Annotated in this window: 15 protein-coding genes; all 15 read right to left on the bottom strand. The window is 53.9% G+C overall.

The window, feature by feature from the left end; all coding sequences use genetic code 11:
- Positions 1-76: 76 nt before the first annotated feature.
- The 15 genes from pnp to MJ257_RS10500 all read right to left on the bottom strand — a co-directional run bounded on the left by pnp (position 77) and on the right by MJ257_RS10500 (position 20,155).
- Positions 77-2,185 carry a polyribonucleotide nucleotidyltransferase gene (pnp, locus tag MJ257_RS10430; protein ID WP_240269198.1) on the bottom strand — a complete coding sequence of 703 codons (2,109 nt, stop codon included), beginning with the start codon at positions 2,183-2,185 and terminating at the stop codon, positions 77-79.
- A 246-nt stretch (positions 2,186-2,431) separates the two neighbouring features.
- A complete protein-coding gene (gene rpsO, locus MJ257_RS10435; protein WP_068786003.1) occupies positions 2,432-2,701 on the bottom strand; it encodes a 30S ribosomal protein S15 in 270 nt (89 codons plus the stop codon).
- Between the two features lie 170 nt (positions 2,702-2,871).
- Positions 2,872-3,819 (bottom strand): bifunctional riboflavin kinase/FAD synthetase, encoded by a 948-nt coding sequence (locus MJ257_RS10440; protein ID WP_240269199.1) that lies wholly within the window; start codon positions 3,817-3,819, stop codon positions 2,872-2,874.
- Between the two features lie 46 nt (positions 3,820-3,865).
- Positions 3,866-4,783, bottom strand: coding sequence for a tRNA pseudouridine(55) synthase TruB (gene truB / locus MJ257_RS10445; RefSeq protein WP_240269200.1), 918 nt, complete (start codon positions 4,781-4,783; stop codon positions 3,866-3,868).
- On the bottom strand, positions 4,780-5,760 hold the full coding sequence (locus MJ257_RS10450; protein ID WP_240269201.1) for a DHH family phosphoesterase: 981 nt from the start codon (positions 5,758-5,760) through the stop codon (positions 4,780-4,782). Before MJ257_RS10450 ends, truB begins: the two co-directional genes overlap by 4 nt.
- Before the next feature lie 30 nt (positions 5,761-5,790).
- The gene (rbfA, locus tag MJ257_RS10455) at positions 5,791-6,144 is read right to left on the bottom strand and encodes a 30S ribosome-binding factor RbfA (protein WP_178021861.1); all 354 of its coding nucleotides are present in this window, start codon (positions 6,142-6,144) and stop codon (positions 5,791-5,793) included.
- A 14-nt stretch (positions 6,145-6,158) separates the two neighbouring features.
- Positions 6,159-8,810, bottom strand: coding sequence for a translation initiation factor IF-2 (gene infB, locus MJ257_RS10460; RefSeq protein WP_240269202.1), 2,652 nt, complete (start codon positions 8,808-8,810; stop codon positions 6,159-6,161).
- Positions 8,803-9,132, bottom strand: a complete 330-nt coding sequence (locus tag MJ257_RS10465) for a L7Ae/L30e/S12e/Gadd45 family ribosomal protein (RefSeq protein ID WP_240269256.1) — start codon at positions 9,130-9,132, stop codon at positions 8,803-8,805. The genes infB and MJ257_RS10465 overlap by 8 nt, the downstream gene beginning before the upstream one ends.
- Positions 9,125-9,439, bottom strand: coding sequence for an RNase P modulator RnpM (gene rnpM / locus MJ257_RS10470; RefSeq protein ID WP_240269203.1), 315 nt, complete (start codon positions 9,437-9,439; stop codon positions 9,125-9,127). The genes MJ257_RS10465 and rnpM overlap by 8 nt, the downstream gene beginning before the upstream one ends.
- Before the next feature lie 15 nt (positions 9,440-9,454).
- On the bottom strand, positions 9,455-10,552 hold the full coding sequence (gene nusA, locus MJ257_RS10475; RefSeq protein WP_240269204.1) for a transcription termination factor NusA: 1,098 nt from the start codon (positions 10,550-10,552) through the stop codon (positions 9,455-9,457).
- A 251-nt stretch (positions 10,553-10,803) separates the two neighbouring features.
- Entirely contained in the window at positions 10,804-11,265 is a 462-nt protein-coding gene (gene rimP / locus MJ257_RS10480) for a ribosome maturation factor RimP (protein ID WP_240269205.1), read from the bottom strand.
- A gap of 318 nt (positions 11,266-11,583) precedes the next feature.
- Positions 11,584-15,900 carry a PolC-type DNA polymerase III gene (locus tag MJ257_RS10485; RefSeq protein ID WP_240269206.1) on the bottom strand — a complete coding sequence of 1,439 codons (4,317 nt, stop codon included), beginning with the start codon at positions 15,898-15,900 and terminating at the stop codon, positions 11,584-11,586.
- 183 nt (positions 15,901-16,083) lie between these two features.
- A complete protein-coding gene (gene proS, locus MJ257_RS10490; RefSeq protein ID WP_240269207.1) occupies positions 16,084-17,535 on the bottom strand; it encodes a proline--tRNA ligase in 1,452 nt (483 codons plus the stop codon).
- 74 nt (positions 17,536-17,609) lie between these two features.
- Entirely contained in the window at positions 17,610-18,884 is a 1,275-nt protein-coding gene (rseP, locus tag MJ257_RS10495) for an RIP metalloprotease RseP (RefSeq protein WP_240269208.1), read from the bottom strand.
- A gap of 131 nt (positions 18,885-19,015) precedes the next feature.
- Positions 19,016-20,155 (bottom strand): 1-deoxy-D-xylulose-5-phosphate reductoisomerase, encoded by a 1,140-nt coding sequence (locus MJ257_RS10500; RefSeq protein ID WP_240269209.1) that lies wholly within the window; start codon positions 20,153-20,155, stop codon positions 19,016-19,018.
- Positions 20,156-20,813 lie beyond the last annotated feature (658 nt).

Consider the following 20,813-nt stretch of genomic DNA (forward strand, 5'->3'; position numbering starts at 1 on the left):
GCATTAAAAAAGAGCCAGAATTGATTCATTCTGTCTCTTTTCCCGCAAGGTTCGCCTGCGTCGTCAAATGCGTTATTTAATTGGAAGGGGATTTTTCCGTTTCTGCGGTAAGTACCGCTTTGCGGGAAAGATTAATCCGTCCTTGGTTGTCGATCTCGGTCACTTTGACGGTCACCGTATCGCCGATCGCCACGACGTCTTCCACTTTGGCTACGCGTTCCGTCGACAGTTGGGAAATATGCACCAAACCGTCCTTACCCGGCAAAATCTCGACGAAAGCGCCGAATTTCTCGATCCGCTTAACGGTACCGACATAAATTTCGCCGACCACGACTTCCTTGACGATTCCTTCGATGATCGAACGCGCTTTGTTGTTCATCTCTTCGCTGGTGGAAGCAATGTACACGCGGCCATCTTGTTCGATATCGATCTTCACGCCGGTTTCCTCGATGATCTTGTTGATGATCTTGCCGCCGGCCCCGATGACATCGCGGATCTTGTCCGGATTGATTTGCATGATGACGATCTTCGGCGCGTAAGGGGACAAATGCTCCTTCGGCTTTTGGATACGCTCCATCATTTTAGACAGGATAAACATCCGTCCTTCTCTCGCTTGCTTCAATGCATCGGTCAGGATCTGCCGGTCGATGCCGTCGATCTTGATATCCATTTGAATGGCTGTCACGCCTTCCGAGGTACCCGCCACTTTGAAGTCCATGTCGCCGAGATGATCCTCCATCCCTTGGATGTCGGTCAGAATCGAGACATGCTCGCCGTCTTTGATCAAGCCCATCGCTACCCCGGCAACCGGTGCTTTGATCGGAACGCCGGCATCCATCATGGCCAGCGTGCTTGCGCAAATGCTCGCTTGAGAGGTGGAACCGTTCGACTCCAATACTTCCGATACGAGACGAATCGTATAAGGGAATTCGGATTCCGGCGGAATGACCTTAGACAACGCGCGTTCGCCCAAAGCGCCGTGACCGATCTCGCGGCGGCCCGGAGCGCGCAGCGGACGAGCTTCGCCCACGCTGAACGGCGGGAAGTTGTAATGGTGCATGAAGCGTTTCGACTCTTCCAGGTCGATCCCGTCAAGGATTTGAACATCGCCCAGCGCCCCCAGCGTACATACGCTAAGCGCCTGCGTTTGTCCGCGCGTAAACAGACCGGAGCCGTGCGTACGCGGCAGCAGGTTGATATCGCATTCGATCGGACGAATTTCATCCAGTTTGCGGCCGTCAGGGCGCACTTTGTCATGGGTGATCAACCGGCGCACTTCTTCCTTGACGATGTCATGCAAAACTTCCTTCACATCGGCAAGCAGCTCCGGCGATTCTATGTATTTCTCTTCGAAGTGAGCCACCGTTTCGTCGTTGATGGCATCAATCGCATCCTGACGTGCATGTTTCTCCGCGATTTTCACGGCTTCAACCAAGCGATCCTGGGCAAAAGCGCGAACTTCCCGGTTCACATCCTCATTTACCGCATGCAGCTTCACTTGCATTTTCTCTTTGCCGGCGACTTTAACGAGCTCTTCGATGACGGCTACGATGTTTTTGATCTCGTCATGACCGAACATGATCGCTTCGAGCATGACCTCTTCCGGCACTTCGTTCGCTTCCGCTTCCACCATCATGATGGCGTCTTTGGTACCGGCTACGACCACGTAAATGTCGCTGGCTTCTTGCTCAGCCACGTTCGGGTTAATCACGAATTGTCCGTTAACCCGCCCTACAGCGACGCCGCCGATCGGCCCGTTAAACGGAACGTCGGAAATGCTAAGCGCCGCGGAAGTCCCGATCATCGCCGCAATTTCCGGCTCGCAGTCCTGATCCACGCTCATGACCAAATTCACGATCTGCACGTCGTTACGGAAACCTTCCGGGAACAGCGGGCGAATCGGTCGGTCGGTCAACCGGCTGGCCAGAATCGCTTTTTCGCTCGGACGTCCTTCCCGTTTAATGAAGCCGCCGGGAATTTTGCCGACTGCATACAATTTCTCTTCATAATTGACGGTCAACGGAAAAAAGTCCAAATCCTTGGGTTCCGAAGAAGCCGTCACCGTACATAACACCGCCGTATCGCCATAGCGGACCATGACGGCCGCATTGGCTTGCTTGGCCAATCGGCCGGTTTCCAGGATGAGAGGTCTTCCCCCCAAATCCATTTTCACTTGATTCTGCATGAAATCCCTCCTTATCACCATTACAAGTTCGGTACTGAGTTCATTATTTCCTGCTTTTCGGCAATTCATAATGATGAACGGCTTTCCGGCAGCAGAACAATCTCCTCATAACAAAAGCTCCTGACGGAGCTTTTCGTGGAAGCTTATCGCAACAAGCCCTAATTTGTAAAAAGCAACCCGGCCGCACACCGCACGCTTTGCCAGCGTCCGCCATGCAACTAGGCTGCTTTTATCAAACATGTCCAATTAACGACGCAATCCAAGTTTCTCGATCAAAGCGGAGTAACGTTTTACGTCTTTGTTCTTCAGGTAAGCCAACAGCTTACGACGTTGACCAACCATCTTCAGAAGACCGCGACGGGAATGATGGTCCTTCTTGTGCGTGCGCAAGTGGTCCGTCAAATTCACGATGTTCTCCGTAAGGATAGCAATTTGCACCTCAGGGGATCCGGTATCGGACTCATGAGTTTTGTGCTCTTGGATCAATTGTTGTTTACGTTCTTGAGTCAATGCCATCCTGTTCACCTCCTTTATCTCAAATCGCCATTAGCCTCGTCGCCGGCGGTGAAACCGCGCAACCAAGCCAAGGTTCTTGCTGCCGTTTGGAAAAAACATGTTCTTCCGCGTGACAACGTTACATAGTATACCACAGCCGATGGGCAAAGTAAATGCCGAGTCCAGCTTGGTTAGCGGGTAGCGTTCAGTAAACGTTTGGCCGTGTCGGCATCCTGTCCGATTTGTGCGATCAGCTCATCAAGCGAGCCGAACTTGCGCTCTTCCCGGATATAATGAACCAACTCCACGGACAAGCTCTCGTCATAAATCTCGCCGGAAAACTCGAACAGATGGGCTTCCAGCCAAAAGACCTTGCCATCCTCATGAAAGGTCGGCTTAACTCCAACGTTCATCACGCCGGAGTAGGTCTTCCCTTCATGGGTAACCCGTACCGCGTATACCCCGCTGGCCGGCACGACATAATGCTCCGCAAGCTTGAGGTTAGCCGTTGGAAACCCGAGCTGGCGCCCGCGTTTTTCACCGTGCATGACCGTCCCCTTCAGCGCGTACGTCCGTCCGAGCCAGCGATTGGCCAGCTCGATTTGGCCTTCCTGGAGCGCTTTACGGATTCCCGAGCTGCTGACCTTCTCTCCGTCGATCAAGAACGGCGGCACCGTGTTCACGTCCAGAACGTTACCGCTCAATTCGCGCAGCATCCCCGCATCGCCTTCGCCCCGGTAGCCATAGCGGAAGTCAAATCCTACAACCGCGGTGTGCACCTTAAGCGGGACGAGGATACCCGATACGAAATTTTGCGGGCTCACTCGGGAGAAAGCATCGTTAAATTCGACGATATATACGTAATCCACGCCCATATCGCGCAGAATTCGCTCCTTCTCCTCCGGAGGCGTTAAATATCCGTCATAATCGCCCTTCTTCATGACTTCCTTTGGATGCGGGTGGAAGGTCATGACGGAGGCGGGAAGGCCCAGTTCCCCGGCCAACCGCACAGCGGAATCGATCACGCTGGCGTGTCCCAGGTGAAGCCCGTCAAATTGGCCGATCGCCAGCACTTGGGGGCGAGCATTTTGTTCAATAAATGATTCGGTTAGTGGATAAGCTAATCTTATCGTTTCCATGATCGTGTCACCTGCAATTTCCCTCGGAATACGCATTTCATGAGGCCTATTCGGGTAAAAACACTTTGACGGCCTTCACGGCCATCGTCTCCTCTTCCACCCGGAAGATGCCTAAAAATTGCTGTTCTGGACTGTAGAGCCGCAACGTTTCGCCGCGTTGAACGGCTGGAGATACCGCAGCAGGAGATAGCCGTTGCCCTTGCAAAGCGGCCTTAACTTTCTCGGCTGCGACGGTGTGGGCCGGCAAATGCTCCACGGCCCGATCAACCGGCAGCAGATACGCCTGCAGCGATCCGCCTGCGGCATGACGAGCAACTTCGTCCAGCGTCAAACAGTGCGACTCCGTAATGCCGGCCGACATCGTCCGCTTCAGCTCGGTCATCGCCGCAGGCACACCTAGAGCTCGTCCGATATCGACGCATAATGTACGAATATAAGTCCCTTTGGAGCATAACGCCCGAAAAGAGATACGAGGATGGGGTCCCTCCGGATGGAAGGCCAGCAGCTCCAGCTCATGAATCGTCACTTCCCGGGGTTTACGCTCCACGGTTTTCCCTTCTCGTGCCAGCTCATACAAGCGTTTGCCGTCTTGCTTTAACGCGGAATACATCGGCGGGATTTGCGAGATCGTCCCGACGAAGCGGGACAACACGCGCCCGGCTTCCTCTTCCGTGACTCGGACCTCTTCCACCTGTTCGATGATCTCGCCCGTCATGTCCTCCGTATCGGTCGCGATTCCAAGCACTAGCGTCGCCTCGTATTCCTTCGGCAACTCCTGCAGATATTCTACCATTCGCGTCGCGCGTCCCAAGCATAGGGGCAAGACGCCCGTGACCGCCGGGTCAAGCGTTCCCGTATGGCCGATCCGCTTCATTTTCAAGATTCCGCGGCATTTGGCAACCACATCATGCGAAGTGAAACCGGCCGGCTTGTGGATCGGCAAAATGCCTTCGTATGAACTCATAGCTGCTGCCTCACTTGCTCCAGCACCCTCGGGATGATCGAGTTTAAGGTGCCTTCAATTCGAGCGCCCGCGGCCCGGACATGTCCGCCGCCGCCAAAGCTCTGGGCGACTCGGGCAACATCCACTTTCCCGGCGGATCGCATACTCACCTTAACGGCTTGTTCGTTAATGACTTTAAACAACAGCCCCACTTCGACTCCTTGAATATTCCGCGGGTAGTTCACGATGCCTTCCATATCCTCGTGAACTGCACCTGTCGCTTTCAAATCTTCGTCCGTTACAGACACCCAGCCAATCTTCCCGTCTTCCGTAAGCTCGAGACCGTTTAAGGCCCGGGTCAGCAAGCGGAGCTGCGGCAACGTCATTTGCTCCAGCAGCAGCTCGGATAAGCCGGGACCGTCCACGCCGTACTCCAGCAATTTGGAGGCAGCCGCCATGACCTTCGGCGATGTGTTGGAGTACCGGAACCCGCCGGTATCCGTCAGTAGTCCCGTATAAAGTGCCGTAGCTACGGATTCGTCCAATTCGAGCCCCATATGGTTGATCAGATCGAATAAGATCTCGGCGGTGGCCGCCGCATGAGGCACAACGAGATTCACCGTCCCGTAGTGGTCGTTGGTCGGATGATGATCGATGTTCAGTAGCCGTGCTCCTTCGGCAAAACGTTCATGCGTGGTGCCTACCCGTTTAAAATCCGCACAATCCACGCAAATCACGTGATCAAACTGGCGGTCCAGCGGGGTGACCGACAAATCGAGAATTTCCTCTGCATGCCAAAGGTAACGCATCCGCTTCGGGATCGGACCTTCGTTGACCATCACGAATTTTTTACCCAGACATGACAGAAGCCAGCCCACCGCAAGGGTGGAACTGACTGCGTCACCGTCCGGCTGAACATGCGACACGATAAGGAAATGATCGTTCTGAGTCAAAAACTCCTTGCTCTGACTCAGCTCCCGTTCATAGGTCGTCTGCATAGCCGTCTCCTTCTAGATTCCATTTGATTATCATTCTTCGTGCTCGTGCGTGATTTCGCCGAGAAGCTTTTCGATCCGGCTGCCGTAAGCGATGGATTCGTCGATTTTGAAAATCAACTCCGGCGTGTGGCGCAGCCGGATTCGTTTCCCGATTTCGGTGCGCAGGAAGCCGGTTGCTTTCTCTAGCCCTTTTAAGGATTCGCTTTTTTTCTCCTCGTCGCCAAACACGCTGAGGTAAACTTTGGCCTGCGACAAATCGCTTGTCACATCGACCCCGGTCACCGTGACAAAACCGATGCGCGGATCTTTCAGTTCGCTCTGGATGAGCACGCTAAGTTCTTTTTTAATCTGTTCGCCTACGCGGCCGGTACGATTTTTGGCCATTCTAGACACCCACCTTACTTCGGTTCAACCGTTTCCATGATGAACGCCTCGATGACGTCGCCTTCTTTAAGGTCATTATAATTGTCCAGGGTAATCCCGCACTCGTAACCTTGAGCGACTTCTTTGGCGTCGTCCTTGAAACGTTTCAGAGAATCGATTTTGCCTTCGTATACGACGATCCCGTCGCGAATCAAGCGCATTTCCGCCGAACGGGTAATTTTGCCGGAAGTCACCATACAGCCTGCGATCGTTCCGACCTTGCTGATCTTGAACGTATTGCGGACCTCGGCGTGACCGATGACGGTTTCCTTATAAACCGGATCAAGCATCCCTTTCATGGCCTGCTCAATCTCTTCGATCGCGTTGTAAATGACGCGGTGCAAGCGGATATCGACTTTCTCCTGCTCCGCCGTGGCTTTCGTTTGGTTGTCCGGACGAACGTTGAAACCGATCACGATCGCGTTCGAAGCTGCCGCCAAGATAATATCGGATTCGGTAATGGCACCGGCCCCGCTGTGAATGATCTTAACGCGAACGCCTTCGACTTCGATCTTCTCGAGTGCGCCTTTGAGCGCTTCAACCGAACCCTGCACGTCGGCTTTGATGATCACGTTCAGATCTTTGATTTCGCCTTCCTTGATATGGCGGAACAGATCATCCAGTGTGACGCGGGTATTCGAACCCAGATCGGATTGACGCTGCGTAATAGCCCGCTTATCAGCGATCGAACGAGCTTTACGTTCATCTTCGAATACCATAAACGGATCACCGGCTTGCGGCACTTCGTTCAGACCGGTAATTTCCACCGGTGTCGAAGGTCCAGCTTCTTTCAGGCGGCGTCCGCGGTCGTTAACCATCGCACGAACGCGGCCGAAGCAGTTGCCTGCAACGAAAGCGTCGCCGACCTTCAGCGTCCCGTGTTGAACCAACACGCGCGCTACCGGGCCGCGGGATTTATCCAGTTCGGCTTCGATGACCGCGCCGCGAGCGCGTTTATCCGGGTTGGCTTTGTATTCGTTGACTTCCGCCACCAGCAGAATCATTTCAAGCAGGCCTTCCAACCCGATCTTTTGCTTCGCCGAAACATTGACGAAAATCGTGTCGCCGCCCCATTCTTCCGGTACAAGCTCATATTCTGTCAATTCTTGCTTCACTTTATCCGGGTTGGCATCCGGTTTGTCGATCTTGTTGACGGCCACGATGATAGGCAATCCCGCTGCCTTGGCATGGTTGACCGCTTCGACCGTTTGCGGCATCACGCCGTCGTCGGCGGCAACCACGATGATCGTGATATCCGTCAACTGCGCACCGCGGGCACGCATTGCCGTAAACGCTTCGTGGCCCGGGGTATCCAGGAACGTAATCTTCTTGCCGTTGATTTCGACTTGGTACGCCCCGATGTGCTGCGTGATCCCGCCGGCCTCTCCGCCGGTCACGTTCGTGGAGCGGATAGCGTCAAGCAGCGTGGTTTTACCATGGTCGACGTGACCCATGATCGTAACGACCGGTGGACGTTCTTTCAAGTCCGCTTCTTCGTCGACCTCTTCGATCGTTTCAAAACGGTCTTCCTCGACCGGAATCTTCACTTCCACTTCGACGCCGAAGTCACCTGCAAGCAGCAGGATGGTATCGATATCGAGCTCTTGGTTGATCGTCGCCATGACGCCAAGCAAGATCAGCTTCTTGATGACCTCGGAAGCGTCCTTGTGCAGCAATTTGGCGGTTTCGCCAACCGTCATCGTGCCGCGGACGATAATTTTCTTCGGCGTATTGTCGATCTTCTCGCGCTGAGGCTGTTGAGGACCGCCTTTGCCGCGTCCGCCCTTACCGCCGCGATTATTTCTAAAATTGGCGCCATTTCGGTTATCCTCATAACCTCTTTGGTTTCTTCCGCCATTATTGTTGTTGTTCCCTCTTCTTTGGCCTTGCCCCTGGCCTTGACCTTGGCCTTTGCCGCCGCTAAAGCCGCCGCCGTTCCCACCGCCGCCATTATTGCCGTTGCTAGGCGTAAAACTGCGGTTTTGTTGCTGGGGCCCACGGTTACCCCCGCCGCCTTGACCTTGACCTTGTCCTTGGCGTTGGCCGCCGTCGTTACGCGGCTGACCGCCTTGACCTGGCCCCCGGTTGCCTTGCGGGTTCCGGTTTGCGCCGGACGGATTTCCTCCGCCTTGACCTTGCGGACGAGAGTTTTGATGATTGCCGCCGTTCGGACGGCCCGATCTTTCTTGAACAGCCGTGCTGCCGCTCGCTACATTTGGGTTTGATTTTGGTTTATTATTCATGCTTACCTGCTTTTCCTGTTGATTTTGGTTTTTGACGGGTGCGTTTCCGCTGCCCTGAACATGGCGTCCTTGATCTCCGCGATGACCGGAAGATTCTCCGGCTGAAGCTTTCGGTGTTTGGCTTCCTCCTGCGGAAGCCGGTGCCGGCGATTTGGCAGGAGAATCGTTACGTCCCGAGTTTTCTCGTTTCGCCGCCGCATTGCTCTTAATATCCTTGAAAAACTGCTCAACACGGGCGACGGTATCGTTCTCCATAACGCTCATGTGATTGTTGACCGGGATATTAAGACGCTTAAGAATGGTAATAATTTCTTTGCTGCTCATGTTGAGCGATTTGGCGTATTCATACACCCTGAGCTTATCTTGTTTGTCTTGTTTACTCAATATACTCCACCTCCGATGTTTTCAAGATCGCTTTGCGTATCATCTCGGTAAACCCCTGATCGGTGAGAGCCAGAACCACCCGTTCCGGTTTGCCTACGCTCCCTCCGAGCGTTTCCCGGTCGAATCCGATCATCAGCGGGATCTTGTAGCTCCCGCATTTATCGCGGAATTTCTTCTGCGTATTGGCTGAAGCGTCGCCCGCTACAATCACGAGCTTGGCTTCCCCCGACCGAATCGCCTTCAGGACGATTTCGTCCCCGGTCACCAGTTTACCGGCCCGCATCGCGAGGCCAAGTCCAGACAACGACTGGGCCTTATTCATCTTCATCCTCTTCCCGCGCCTGAGCGGCGAGGAACTCATCCTCCACGGCCAGGAAATCGCGAGCCAGCTGCTCATACACCTCGGACCCTACCGGCGCTTTCAGCGCACGGTCAAGGGCTCGTGATTTATGCGCAAGCTTGAAACAGGCCGTTTTGCCGCATAGATACGCTCCACGCCCTGATTTCTTGCCCGTCAGGTCGATGGACACCTCGCCCTCAGGCGAACGAACGATGCGGATCAACGTTTTCTTGGGCATCATTTCCTGGCAGGCTACGCATTTACGCAGCGGTACTTTTCTTTGCTTCATCCTTGCCACCCCCCGTTAGTCCACGGAGATGGAATCCTGAGGCATTTCGCCTTGATCGGTTTTTTCTCTGCCGAATTCCTCTTCCGCTTGGGTTTCGCTCTTAATGTCGATTTTCCAACCGGTCAATTTGGCGGCGAGGCGGGCGTTTTGTCCTTTAATGCCAATCGCCAGCGACAACTGGTAATCCGGCACGATCACGCGGGCCATCTTCTCCGCCTCGAACACCTGCACTTCGAGCACTTTGGACGGGCTCAACGCATTGGCCACGTACTCCTCCACGCTTTCCGAATAACGAACGATGTCGATCTTCTCTCCGCGCAGCTCGTTGACGATCGTTTGCACGCGCAAGCCTTTCGGGCCAACGCAGGAGCCGACAGGATCGACTTCGCTATTGCGGGAGTAGACGGCAATTTTGGAACGGAAGCCGGCTTCGCGGGCCACGGAACGAATCTCCACCACACCGTCGAAAATTTCCGGAACCTCCAGCTCGAACAAACGCTTCAGTAAGCCCGGATGCGTACGGGACAGCAAAATTTGCGGTCCTTTCGTCGTATTTTCCACTTTGGTGATGTACGCTTTAATCCGGTCGCCGTGCTTGAACTTCTCGTTTGGCATCAATTCGTTCAGCGGCAAATGGGCTTCAATCTTGCCGAGATCGACGTAGATGTTGCGCAAGTCCTGGCGCTGCACGATCCCGGTCACGATGTCCTCTTCCTTCTCGACGAACGCATTATAAATGAGTCCGCGCTCCGCTTCGCGAATGCGCTGCGTGACGACCTGCTTGGCGGTTTGCGCCGCGATCCGGCCGAAGTCGCGAGGGGTTACCTCGATTTCGGTAATGTCGTCAAGATGATAGTTGGGATTGATCTCGCGTGCCGCAGGCAACGAAATTTCCGTCCGCGGATCGAGAACCTCCTCAACTACGAGCTTGCGGGCATACACTTTGATTGCGCCGGTATGGCGGTTCATATCCACACGCACGTTTTGCGCCGTATTAAAGTTGCGCTTGTAGCTGGAAATCAGCGCCGCTTCGATCGCTTCGAACAAGATATCCTTGCTGATCCCTTTTTCCCTTTCCAATTCATTCAAGGCTTCGATAAAATCCATGCTCATTTGCCTCGAGTTCCCCCTTTCATGATTCCCCGTAGGTCACACTAGAAGTATAAGTTCAAAAAGTCAGGTTTGGAGCACCGAGAAGGTTGGATGAAGCTAGGGACTGAGTAGCGCAGCGTACGTTTTGCGTACGTGAGCTACTGAAATGTTTCCGAAAGAAACATCCGCTTGGCCCGGCTGAATTCAAGATTCGATGTCGAATCCGCTTCTTGACCTGCTTCGTGATCAAAAAATGACTTTTTGAACTACCTCTAAAAAATAATGGCCAATCTTGCGCTGGCGACTTTATTATATGGAATGGCGTGACGCTTCTTCCCGACTTCGACGACCATTTCGTCGCCATCGAAGGAAAGGAGCCGGCCTTCAAATTCTTTCAGGCCGTCTACCGGTTCGTATGTAGTAACAAATACGTCTTTGCCGACCGCCTTGGATACATCCTCGGCTTTCTTCAAGGGGCGTTCCGCTCCCGGCGAAGACACTTCCAGAAAATAAGCCGACGGAATCGGATCGTTCTCGTCGAGCTTCTCGCTAAGGTATTCGCTGATCCGGCCGCAGTCATCGATATCGATGCCGCCGTCTTTGTCGACGAATACGCGGAGGAACCAGTTGCTCCCCTCCTTGACGTATTCCACGTCAACCAGTTCAAAGCCGTTCTCCTCCAAATAAGGCGTGACCATTTGCTCGACGGTCGCTTTGATCTTCGGTGTGCTCAAGCGTACATTACCTCCAATAATTCAATCCTATATACCAAAGATTAAAGAGTGGGTTTCCCCACTCTTTAACAACGGTTCTATCTTCATGATTGCCAAAAAAATTATAACATAGTACATACCAAGTGACAAGTAAAACACCTTTACTGTATAGGTAGTTAAAAAAGCCATCTTTCGATCACGAAGCTACAACAGGAAGCGGATTCGGCATCGAATCTTGAACTCACCCGGGCCTTCCGTTGCTCGCGTACCCAAAACGTACGCTCCGCCACTCAGTCCCTAAGCTTCGTCCAACCTTCTCGGTGCTCCAAACGCGCGGAATCAAAATAAGGACAGTTGGTTGCTTTCCGGCAGGCCGCGGAAGCAGCCCATGGAGTTCAGGAGCTCGACGATCGTTTTGCTCGCCTTGGATTTCTGCTGGAAATCCTCCACCGAGAGGAACTCGCCTTGCTCTTTCGCCGCGGCGATATTCTTGGCCGCATTCTCCCCGATGCCGGCGAGCGCCGAGAAAGGCGGAATCAGCGAATCGCCGTCGACGATGAATTTCGTAGCGTCGGAACGATACAGGTCGATCGGCTTGAAGTGGAAGCCGCGGGCCGTCATCTCCAGCGCCATCTCCAGGATCGGCAGCATGTTTTTTTCCTTCGGAAGCGCCTGGAAGCCCTTCTGCTCGATCTCCTCGATTTTACGGTAGATTGCCTCATACCCCTGACAACACAGCTCGATATCGAAATCCTCGCCGCGGACCGAGAAATACGTCGCATAATATTCGATCGGATAATACAGTTTGAAATAGGCGGTCCGCACCGCGGAGATAACGTAAGCGGCGGCATGCGCCTTCGGGAACATGTACTGAATCTTGAGGCAAGAGTCGATGTACCATTGCGGCACTTTGCATTTCTTCATCTCTTCGATCCATTCCGGCGTCAGCCCTTTCCCCTTACGAACGCTCTCCGTAATTTTAAAGGCCAAGCCGGCATCCATGCCCGCTTTATAAATGAGGAACAGCATGATATCGTCGCGGCAGCCGATAACCGTCTTAATGTTGCAGGTGCCGTTTTTGATCAGTTCCTGCGCGTTGCCGAGCCATACGCCGGTGCCGTGGGAAAGCCCGGAGATTTGCAGCAAGTCGGCAAAAGAAGATGGCTGCGATTCCACCAGCATCTGACGGACGAATTTCGTTCCCATTTCCGGTATGCCGTAGGTGGCTACCGGCGTGCGAATCTGTTCCGGCGTGACGCCAAGCGACTCCGTCGAGTTGAACATGCTCATGACCTTCGGATCATTCATCGGAATAGTCTGTGGATCGACTCCGGTCAAATCCTGCAGCATCCGCATCATCGTCGGATCATCGTGTCCTAGAATATCGAGCTTCAGCAAGTTCGCGTCGAAAGCGTGGTAATCGAAATGCGTCGTTTTCCATTCGGCTTCGGTATCATCGGCCGGGTATTGTACCGGGGTGATATCTTCAACCTCGATGTAATCCGGCACGACGACGATCCCGCCGGGATGCTGGCCCGTGCTCCGTTTGACGCCGGTACATCCCGCCGCCAGACGGTTCAACTCGGCGCCCCGCCAGTGCTTGTTATGCTCTTCCTCGTATTTCTTGGCGAATCCGAAAGCCGTTTTCTCGGCGACCGTACCGATCGTTCCGGCGCGGAATACGTTCTTCTCCCCGAACAACACTTTGGTGTAGTTATGGGCCACCGGCTGATATTCGCCGGAGAAGTTCAAGTCGATATCCGGTACCTTGTCGCCTTTAAAGCCCAGGAACGTCTCAAACGGGATGTCCTGGCCTTCGCCCTTCAGCTTGCCGCCGCATTTCGGGCAGGTTTTGTCGGGAAGGTCGAAACCGCTGGGCACGCTGCCGTCGAGGAACCATTCGCTGTACTTGCATTCGGGATTCAAACAGATGTAATGCGCTGGCAGCGGATTAACCTCGGATATACCCAGAAACAACGCGACCACCGACGAGCCGACCGAACCCCGGGAACCGACGAGGTAACCGTCCTGGTTCGACTTCTTCACGAGCCGCTCGGAGATCAGATAGTTGGCCGAAAATCCGTATTTGATGATCGGCTCTAGCTCTTTCTCCAAACGTTTGATGATGACTTCGGGCAAATCCTCGCCGTAAACCGATTTGGCCGTATCGTAGCAAGTCCGGCGGATTTCCTCGTCCGCCCCTTCGATGATCGGCGTAAACAGCTTGTCCGGGAACAACTCCAATTCCTCGAATTGGTCCGCCAGCCTCGAAGTGTTGGTCACCACGACTTCAAAGGCCTTCTCCTGACCCAGAAAAGCGAATTCCTCCAGCATCTCCTCCGTCGTCCGGAAATGCGCATCCGGTTTGCGGATATCCTTCAGCGGACTGAAACCGGTGATGCCGTGAATCGTAATGTCGCGGAACAGCTTGTCTTTCGGATCCAGATAATGCACGTTCCCGGTAGCAATGACCGGCTTATCCAGCTTCATGCCGATCTCGACAACCTTGCGTAGAGCCGTTTCCAGCTCTTCCGTACTGCCGACCAACCCTTTTTCCACCAGATGCATGTACATCGTGAGCGGTTGAATCTCCAGCACGTCGTAGAATTCAGCGACGACTTCGGCTTCCTCGACCGACTTGTTCAGCACAGTTTCGAAGAATTCGCCCTTCTCGCAGCCGGACAGGATCAACAGCCCTTCTCGCATCTCCACCAGCTTGGATTTGGGAATGCAGGGAACCCGCTTGAAATACTCGGTGTGCGACATCGATATGAGCTTAAACAGGTTTTTCTTGCCAACCTGGTTCAGCGCATAAATCCCGCAGTGGAACGGACGAGCATTGGTCAAGTCCTTCCCGACCTTGTCGTTTAGGCGATCCAGCGTTTTGTACCCTTCGATCTTGGCGGCGTCATCCAACAAGCCGTTCAAAATCTCTCCGAGCGCTAGCGTATCATCGATCGCCCGGTGGTGGTTCTCCAGCGAAACTTTATATTTGGCAGCGAGCGTATTCAGCCGGTGATTCTTCATGGAGGGGAATAACATCCGGGCGAGCTCCAACGTATCGAGCACCGGGTTTTCCATAATCGGAAGCCCCAGTTCCTTCAGCTTCGCGTTGACGAAATCGTAGTCAAACCGGGCGTTATGGGCAACCAGAATCGCGTCCCCCGCGAACTCGACGAACCTCTTGAGCACCGGCTCCACATCGGGGGCGTCCTTCACCATATCGTCGTTGATATTCGTCAGCTGTTGAATATGATAGGGGATGCGTTCATGCGGATTGACGAAGGTCGCATAACGATCGATCTCCTTGCCCTCCTGCATTTTCACCGCTGCGATTTCAATGATTTTGTTCTGGGTAACCGACAAGCCGGTGGTCTCGATGTCAAAAACAATATAAGTCGCGGACTTCAATTCGTCGCCGCGCGGGTTTAGCACGACCGCCACGTTATCGTTCACGACGTTGGCTTCTACGCCGTAAATCATTTTGATGCCGTTTTTCTTCGCCGCTTTCGCCGCATCCGGGAAGCTTTGCACGCCGCCATGATCGGTTACGGCGATCGCTTTATGTCCCCATTTGGCGGCCATCTTCACATAATCGCCGATCGGCGTTACGGCATCCATCGTACTCATCGTCGTATGCAGATGGAACTCGACCCGCTTCTCCGGCGCATTGTCTTTGCGTCCCGGCGGCGCGGATACTTCGCATAGATCCGAAGGGATCATGACCAACTCGGGGACCGGCATAAAGCGGTCCATTTCCACTTTGCCCCGCGCTTTGATCCACTTGCCGTTGGCGAGCTGCCCCATGACCTTCAAGTCTTCTTTATTTTTGGCGAACAATTTCAACTGCAGGGAATCGGAAAAATCGGTCAGGAAAAACATAAACAACGTATTGCCGTTCCGCAGCTCCTTGCGGTCCAGGCCGAAAATCGTGCCCTGGATCGTAATCTTCTTCTCTTCGTCCTGAAGTTGCTGGATCGGTACCGGCTGTTCCTTGATCTCGTTCCCGAGCTGCAGCTTGATGACTTCCCCTTCGACTTCCTCCGGAGGAGCCTCAACCGTCATGTTCTCCATCATCTTCTGGATGACCTCTCGCTCTTCCTCCACGATCCGTTGCTGGAACTCCTCAAACGCTTCGACGTTAGACTCGCCGGTTTGCAGTTTAATTCTTAACGGCAAGCCAAAATATGTTTCGTAATAAGCCGTAAGCGCTTTGTCGATTTGTTTTTTGCGTGCCAATTCCAGCGCCATGGCGTCTCCAAACGTTACCGTCACCACATCACCGTCTACTTCAAACCCGGCTCTCGCCATCCAGCCGTTCACCGATGGAATTTGGCGTTTCACCCATTCGAGAAACAACGACCAATACTCTCCAACGATGTCTTTGGCGGACACGCCGCCGCCGTAATGAAACTCAAAGGAAATGATGGCGATATGCTCCATTCGTTCCCTTACCCGCAGGCAAAACGTACGGTAGGCCTGGGCCGGCACCAGCGTATCCTTCTGAATGGTGATTCTCCACTCCCGATTGCTGCGGCTGACCTCTACTTTTTCGATATGTCCGTCAAGAAAATACGGGTCGATCAGCGAAGCGGGCACATCAGCCTGCTTCATCAACAGCTCCAGCCGGTTTCTCTTGTCTTGCGTCTCGGTCATGTCCTCTCCCCTCACCTTGCTAGCTGACTTATTGCCATGGATCGAAAAAAGGCTTCCGGCGGTTGGCCGGCGGCGTGAAAAGCCTGCAGGCGCTGACTGCCGAAAGCCCTCTAGTGGTTGTGTCGTTCGCCCGCGTCCCCAGTTTCCCGACGCTATAGCGGGACCCTCACGCGACCGTTTTTCTTAATAGGCTCTGGCAAAAACGACGGTATGCTTCGCTTTATCTCCGCAAACGAGACAGGTGTCTTTGATCGTTTGAGGATGGAACGGGATATTGCGGCTGGTCGCTCCCGTTTCTTCCTTGACCTGGCGTTCGCAAGCTTCCGAGCCGCACCAGCCGGCCAAAGTAAAGCCGCGTTTCTCTTCGATGCTCGCTTTCATTTCATCCAAGCTGTCGACGCTGTAGAAATGCTCCTCGCGGAAAGCCTTGGCCCGCTCGTACATTTCTTGATGGACTTGCTCCAGCATCGCCTGAACCTCCTCGACCAAACGGTCCTGCTGTACGACCTTCTTCTCGCCGCTGATGCGGGAGACGAGCACGCAGACGCCGTTCTCCATATCTCGAGGCCCGATTTCCATACGAACCGGCACGCCGCGCATTTCGTATTCGTTAAACTTCCAGCCTGGGCGGAAGTCCGCGCGATCATCGATGCCGACGCGAATGCCCGCTTTCTTCAGGTCGGCGAACAATTCGTCGGCTCTGCCTACGACCGCTTCCCAAGTTTTCGGCGGCCCGATCGGAATGATCATAACCTGCTTCGGAGCGACCTTCGGCGGCAGAGCCAATCCGCGGTCATCCCCATGCACCATGATCAGCGAACCGATCAACCGGGTGCTGACGCCCCAAGAGGTGGTGTGAACATATTCGCGAACGTTTTCGCGGTTCAAATATTGAATATCAAATGCCGTGGCAAAGTTGGTACCCAGGTAGTGGGAAGTGCCTGCCTGCACGGCACGGCCATCTTTCATCATCGCTTCGATCGAGTAGGTGTCGACTGCACCGGCGAATTTCTCGGACGGCGTTTTTTGGCCGACGATAACCGGAATCGCCAAATAATTTTCCACGAAATCGCGGTAAATTTCCAGCATCCGCATCGTTTCTTCGCGCGCTTCCTGCTCGTTTTCATGCGCGGTGTGGCCTTCCTGCCATAAGAATTCGCTCGTGCGAAGGAATGGCAGCGTACGTTTCTCCCAACGGACGACGTTCGCCCACTGGTTGATCAGCACCGGAAGATCACGGTAAGACTGAATCCATTTTTCGTACATATGCCCGATCATCGTCTCGGACGTCGGACGGATCGCGAGACGCTCCTCCAGCTTCTCTCCGGCCGCTTCCGTCACCCAAGGGAGCTCCGGATTAAAGCCTTCGACGTGTTCTTTTTCCTTCTGGAAGAAGCTCTCCGGAATAAACAGCGGGAAATAAGCGTTGCGATGGCCAGTTTCCTTGAAGCGGCGGTCCAGCTCGGCCTGGATATGTTCCCAGATCTCGTAGCCGTCCGGCTTAAATACGATACAGCCGCGAACCGGCGAGTAATCCATGAGATCCGCTTTTTTGATTACGTCGATGTACCAGCGGGAAAAGTCCACTCCCTGCGGGGTAATCTCCGTGACGAATTGTTTCTCCTCGTTTGCCATAAGAACCTTTGTCCTCCCGTTAAAACCACAAGTTTAATGTACACGTGCGCCGATCAAAGCCGCCTTCGTCAGGATCAGCCGTGAATCAAGCGCAAAATGTCGTTATAAGTGACCGCAATCATGAGCAGGAACAGCATCGCAAATCCGATGAAATGCACCATGCCTTCGCGGTTTGGATCTATCGGTTTGCCGCGCAGGGCCTCGACCCCCAGGAAAATAAGACGGCTTCCGTCTAGCGCCGGAATCGGCAACAGGTTAAAGATCCCCAAGTAGAGGCTCAAAATCGCCGCCCAATACGTCAACTGCACGATCCCTTGCTTCGCGATTTGGCCTGTAACCTCAAACGTTCGGACCGGACCTCCCAAATCGTCCATGTTAAAGCGGTTGATCAACTGCTGGAAACCGAGGAAAATCGCTTTGGTCGTGTTGACCATGTCCTCCCCTGCGACCTGGAACGTCTCCCCGAAGGACGCGCTGCGCGTCGGGAAAACGGTGATAATCGTACTACCGATTTTGCCGTCTTCGTTCTCTGCCCCTTTCGGGGTGATCGTCACCTTCAGCGTTTCTTCGCCGCGTTTAACCGTCCACGTCATCGGCTGATTTTTCGAAGCCTGGATCATTTCGATCATTTTATTCGCATCGGTCCCCACCGGAGTTCCGTTGATCGTTTCGATAATATCTCCCGTTTTCAGCCCAACTTCTGCAGCCGGCATCCCTTTCATGACTTCGCCGATTTGCAGGTGGCTAGGTTGGTCCAGCGGAATTCCCGCCATTTGCGTATGCAAGGCAAACAACACGAACGCCAAAATAAAGTTCATCAGCGGACCCGCGAAAATCGATAAGGCGCGCTGCCCCACGGTTTTGCTGCCGTACTGCCGGTCTCTTGGGGCAATTTGCGTCTCTTTCCCTTTCGCCACCATCATCGCCTGCGGATGCACTTTGTAGGTCAGCGTTTCGCCGTCCACGTCCAAGCGTACCGCAAGATCGTCTTCCAAATCGATATGCTGTACCTCGCCGCGAATCACGTTTTTACGGCTGTCCAAGCGGTCCAGATATATCTTCCGAACCAGGTCGTTCTCCAGTCGCAAGGCGATGGTCTGTCCGTCCGAGATTTGAATCAGTTCGGGATCCTCGCCCGCCATACGCGCGTACCCGCCAAACGGTAGCAAGCGCAAGGTGAACTGGGTCTCGTCCCGTTTGAATGACAACAGCTTGGGACCAAAACCGATGGCAAACTCCCGTACCAAAATGCCGGCGCGCTTCGCAAAGAAGTAATGTCCCCATTCATGCACCGTGACGATGACGAAAAACATGAGCACCGTCAAAAATATGATTTTCAGCAATTCCAAGCGTAAGCATCCCCCTTCTGGCCACGGATCGTCCAACGTTACTTTAGATTAATATATTCTCCGATCAGGCACAAGAGAATACCGCCACCTCCAGCCTTTGATCACGAAGCGATGCAACGAAGCTAGAGAGTTTACAGCGTATCGGCCAGGGATCTGGCCCAGCGGTCGGCCTCACGAATCGTTTCCAGATCCGGATGGGCTTGCGCTACATGTTTGGCTAAAGCCTTCTCAATAATCGTCTCGATCTGCAAGAAGGGAATATCCCCCTTCAAAAACCGGGCGACGGCTGCTTCATTCGCGGCGTTATAAACGCTGGTTGCCGTACCTCCTATTTTACCACATTCGTAGGCTAGTCTTAAACAAGGGAACCGGTCATAGTCCATCTCGCGAAAATGCAGCTTCCCGACCTCGGCCAGCGACAGTCTTTTCGCTGCGGAAGTCCAGCGATGCGGATAAGTGAGCGCATATTGGATCGGCACGCGCATATCCGGCGTTCCGAGCTGGGCGATCACGCTGCCGTCACGATACTCAACGAAGGAGTGGATGATGCTTTCCGGGTGCAACAGAACCCCGATTTGTTCAAAAGGAAGACCGAATAGCCAATGGGCTTCGATCACTTCCAATCCTTTGTTGACCATCGTGGCTGAATCGATGGTGATTTTGGCGCCCATCGCCCAGTTGGGATGCTTTAAGGCATCCTCCACCGTGACTTCCCGCAGCTGTTCGCGCGTCAGGTCGCGGAACGATCCGCCGGAGGCTGTCAACGTAATTTGACTGACTTCTTCCCGGTGCTCGCCGTTCAAGCATTGAAAAATGGCGGAGTGCTCGCTATCCACGGGAAGCAGCGCCACGCCCTTGCGCCGGGCCAATTCCGTTACCAGGTGTCCGGCCGTCACCAGCGTCTCCTTGTTCGCCAACGCGATATGCTTGCCTTCCTCGATCGCCGCTAACGTCGCAGGCAGCCCCGCGCTGCCGACGATGGCAGTCACCACCGTATCGGCATCGGTGCCCGCCGCCACTTCGACCAAGCCCTGCTCGCCGTAATAAAGCTCAACGCCTTCAGGCAGCTGCGGACGAATCCGGTCGGCTAATTCTTTGGTGGCCACAGATGCTTTTCGGGGCCGGAACTCTTGGACTTGCCGGGCAAACAACTCAACATTGCTGCCAGCCGCTAATCCTTCGAGCCGAAATTCCTCGGGATATGCCCGGAGTACATCCAACGTTTGCGTGCCTATGGAACCGGTCGAACCGATCAACGCGATTTTCTTCATGTTGCACCTCGTGTTCACAGAAATTCAAAGAGATTCAAGAGAGCCAAGAGATTTATAGCGACCAAATCACTCTAGCGGACTGTAGCGCCGTTAATTATCTATTTCCCGACTATTTCTCGCCGCAACGGACTCCAGTGACCTTATTTAAAGCAAAAAAGCTCAACTGGATGACTTTCGCCCAATTAAGGCCTCTGAGGTCCGTTAGCTTCCAAAACCCTTCGTGTTTACACCTATAAGGTCTCTGGAGTCCGTTAGCCCAGCATGCGAAGAATCGCCTCGTGATGGGAAGCCGATTTTAAATCCACCTTTTCAATAAAAGATTTAAAATCGGGTTTTTAGCACCAAGAAGGTTGGATGAAGCTAGGGACTGAGCAGCGCAGCGTAGCTGGAGGCTACGTGAGCAGCGGAAGGCCCGGCTGAATTCAAGATTCGACGCCGAGTCCGCTTCCTTGTCCCCCCTTCGTGCTGAGAAGCCGATTTTAAATCCACCTTTTCAATAAAAGATTTAAAATCGGGTTTTTAGCACCAAGAAGGTTGGATGAAGCTAGGGACTGAGCAGCGCAGCGTAGCTGGAGGCTACGTGAGCAGCGGAAGGCCCGGCTGAATTCAAGATTCGACGCCCGAATCCGCACCTTCGACACAGCCTCGTGCTGGGAAG

The organism is Paenibacillus timonensis, assembly GCF_022427145.1.
GTDB classification, from domain to species: Bacteria; Bacillota; Bacilli; order Paenibacillales; family Paenibacillaceae; genus Fontibacillus; species Fontibacillus timonensis.

Coding starts and splice junctions, on each gene's coding strand:
- pnp (WP_240269198.1), bottom strand. CDS start 2,185: ATGCAGAATCAAGTGAAAATGGATTTGGGGGGAAGACCTCTCATCCTG.
- rpsO (WP_068786003.1), bottom strand. CDS start 2,701: ATGGCATTGACTCAAGAACGTAAACAACAATTGATCCAAGAGCACAAA.
- MJ257_RS10440 (WP_240269199.1), bottom strand. CDS start 3,819: ATGGAAACGATAAGATTAGCTTATCCACTAACCGAATCATTTATTGAA.
- truB (WP_240269200.1), bottom strand. CDS start 4,783: ATGAGTTCATACGAAGGCATTTTGCCGATCCACAAGCCGGCCGGTTTC.
- MJ257_RS10450 (WP_240269201.1), bottom strand. CDS start 5,760: ATGCAGACGACCTATGAACGGGAGCTGAGTCAGAGCAAGGAGTTTTTG.
- rbfA (WP_178021861.1), bottom strand. CDS start 6,144: ATGGCCAAAAATCGTACCGGCCGCGTAGGCGAACAGATTAAAAAAGAA.
- MJ257_RS10465 (WP_240269256.1), bottom strand. CDS start 9,132: ATGAATAAGGCCCAGTCGTTGTCTGGACTTGGCCTCGCGATGCGGGCC.
- rnpM (WP_240269203.1), bottom strand. CDS start 9,439: ATGAAGCAAAGAAAAGTACCGCTGCGTAAATGCGTAGCCTGCCAGGAA.
- nusA (WP_240269204.1), bottom strand. CDS start 10,552: ATGAGCATGGATTTTATCGAAGCCTTGAATGAATTGGAAAGGGAAAAA.
- MJ257_RS10485 (WP_240269206.1), bottom strand. CDS start 15,900: ATGACCGAGACGCAAGACAAGAGAAACCGGCTGGAGCTGTTGATGAAG.
- proS (WP_240269207.1), bottom strand. CDS start 17,535: ATGGCAAACGAGGAGAAACAATTCGTCACGGAGATTACCCCGCAGGGA.
- MJ257_RS10500 (WP_240269209.1), bottom strand. CDS start 20,155: ATGAAGAAAATCGCGTTGATCGGTTCGACCGGTTCCATAGGCACGCAA.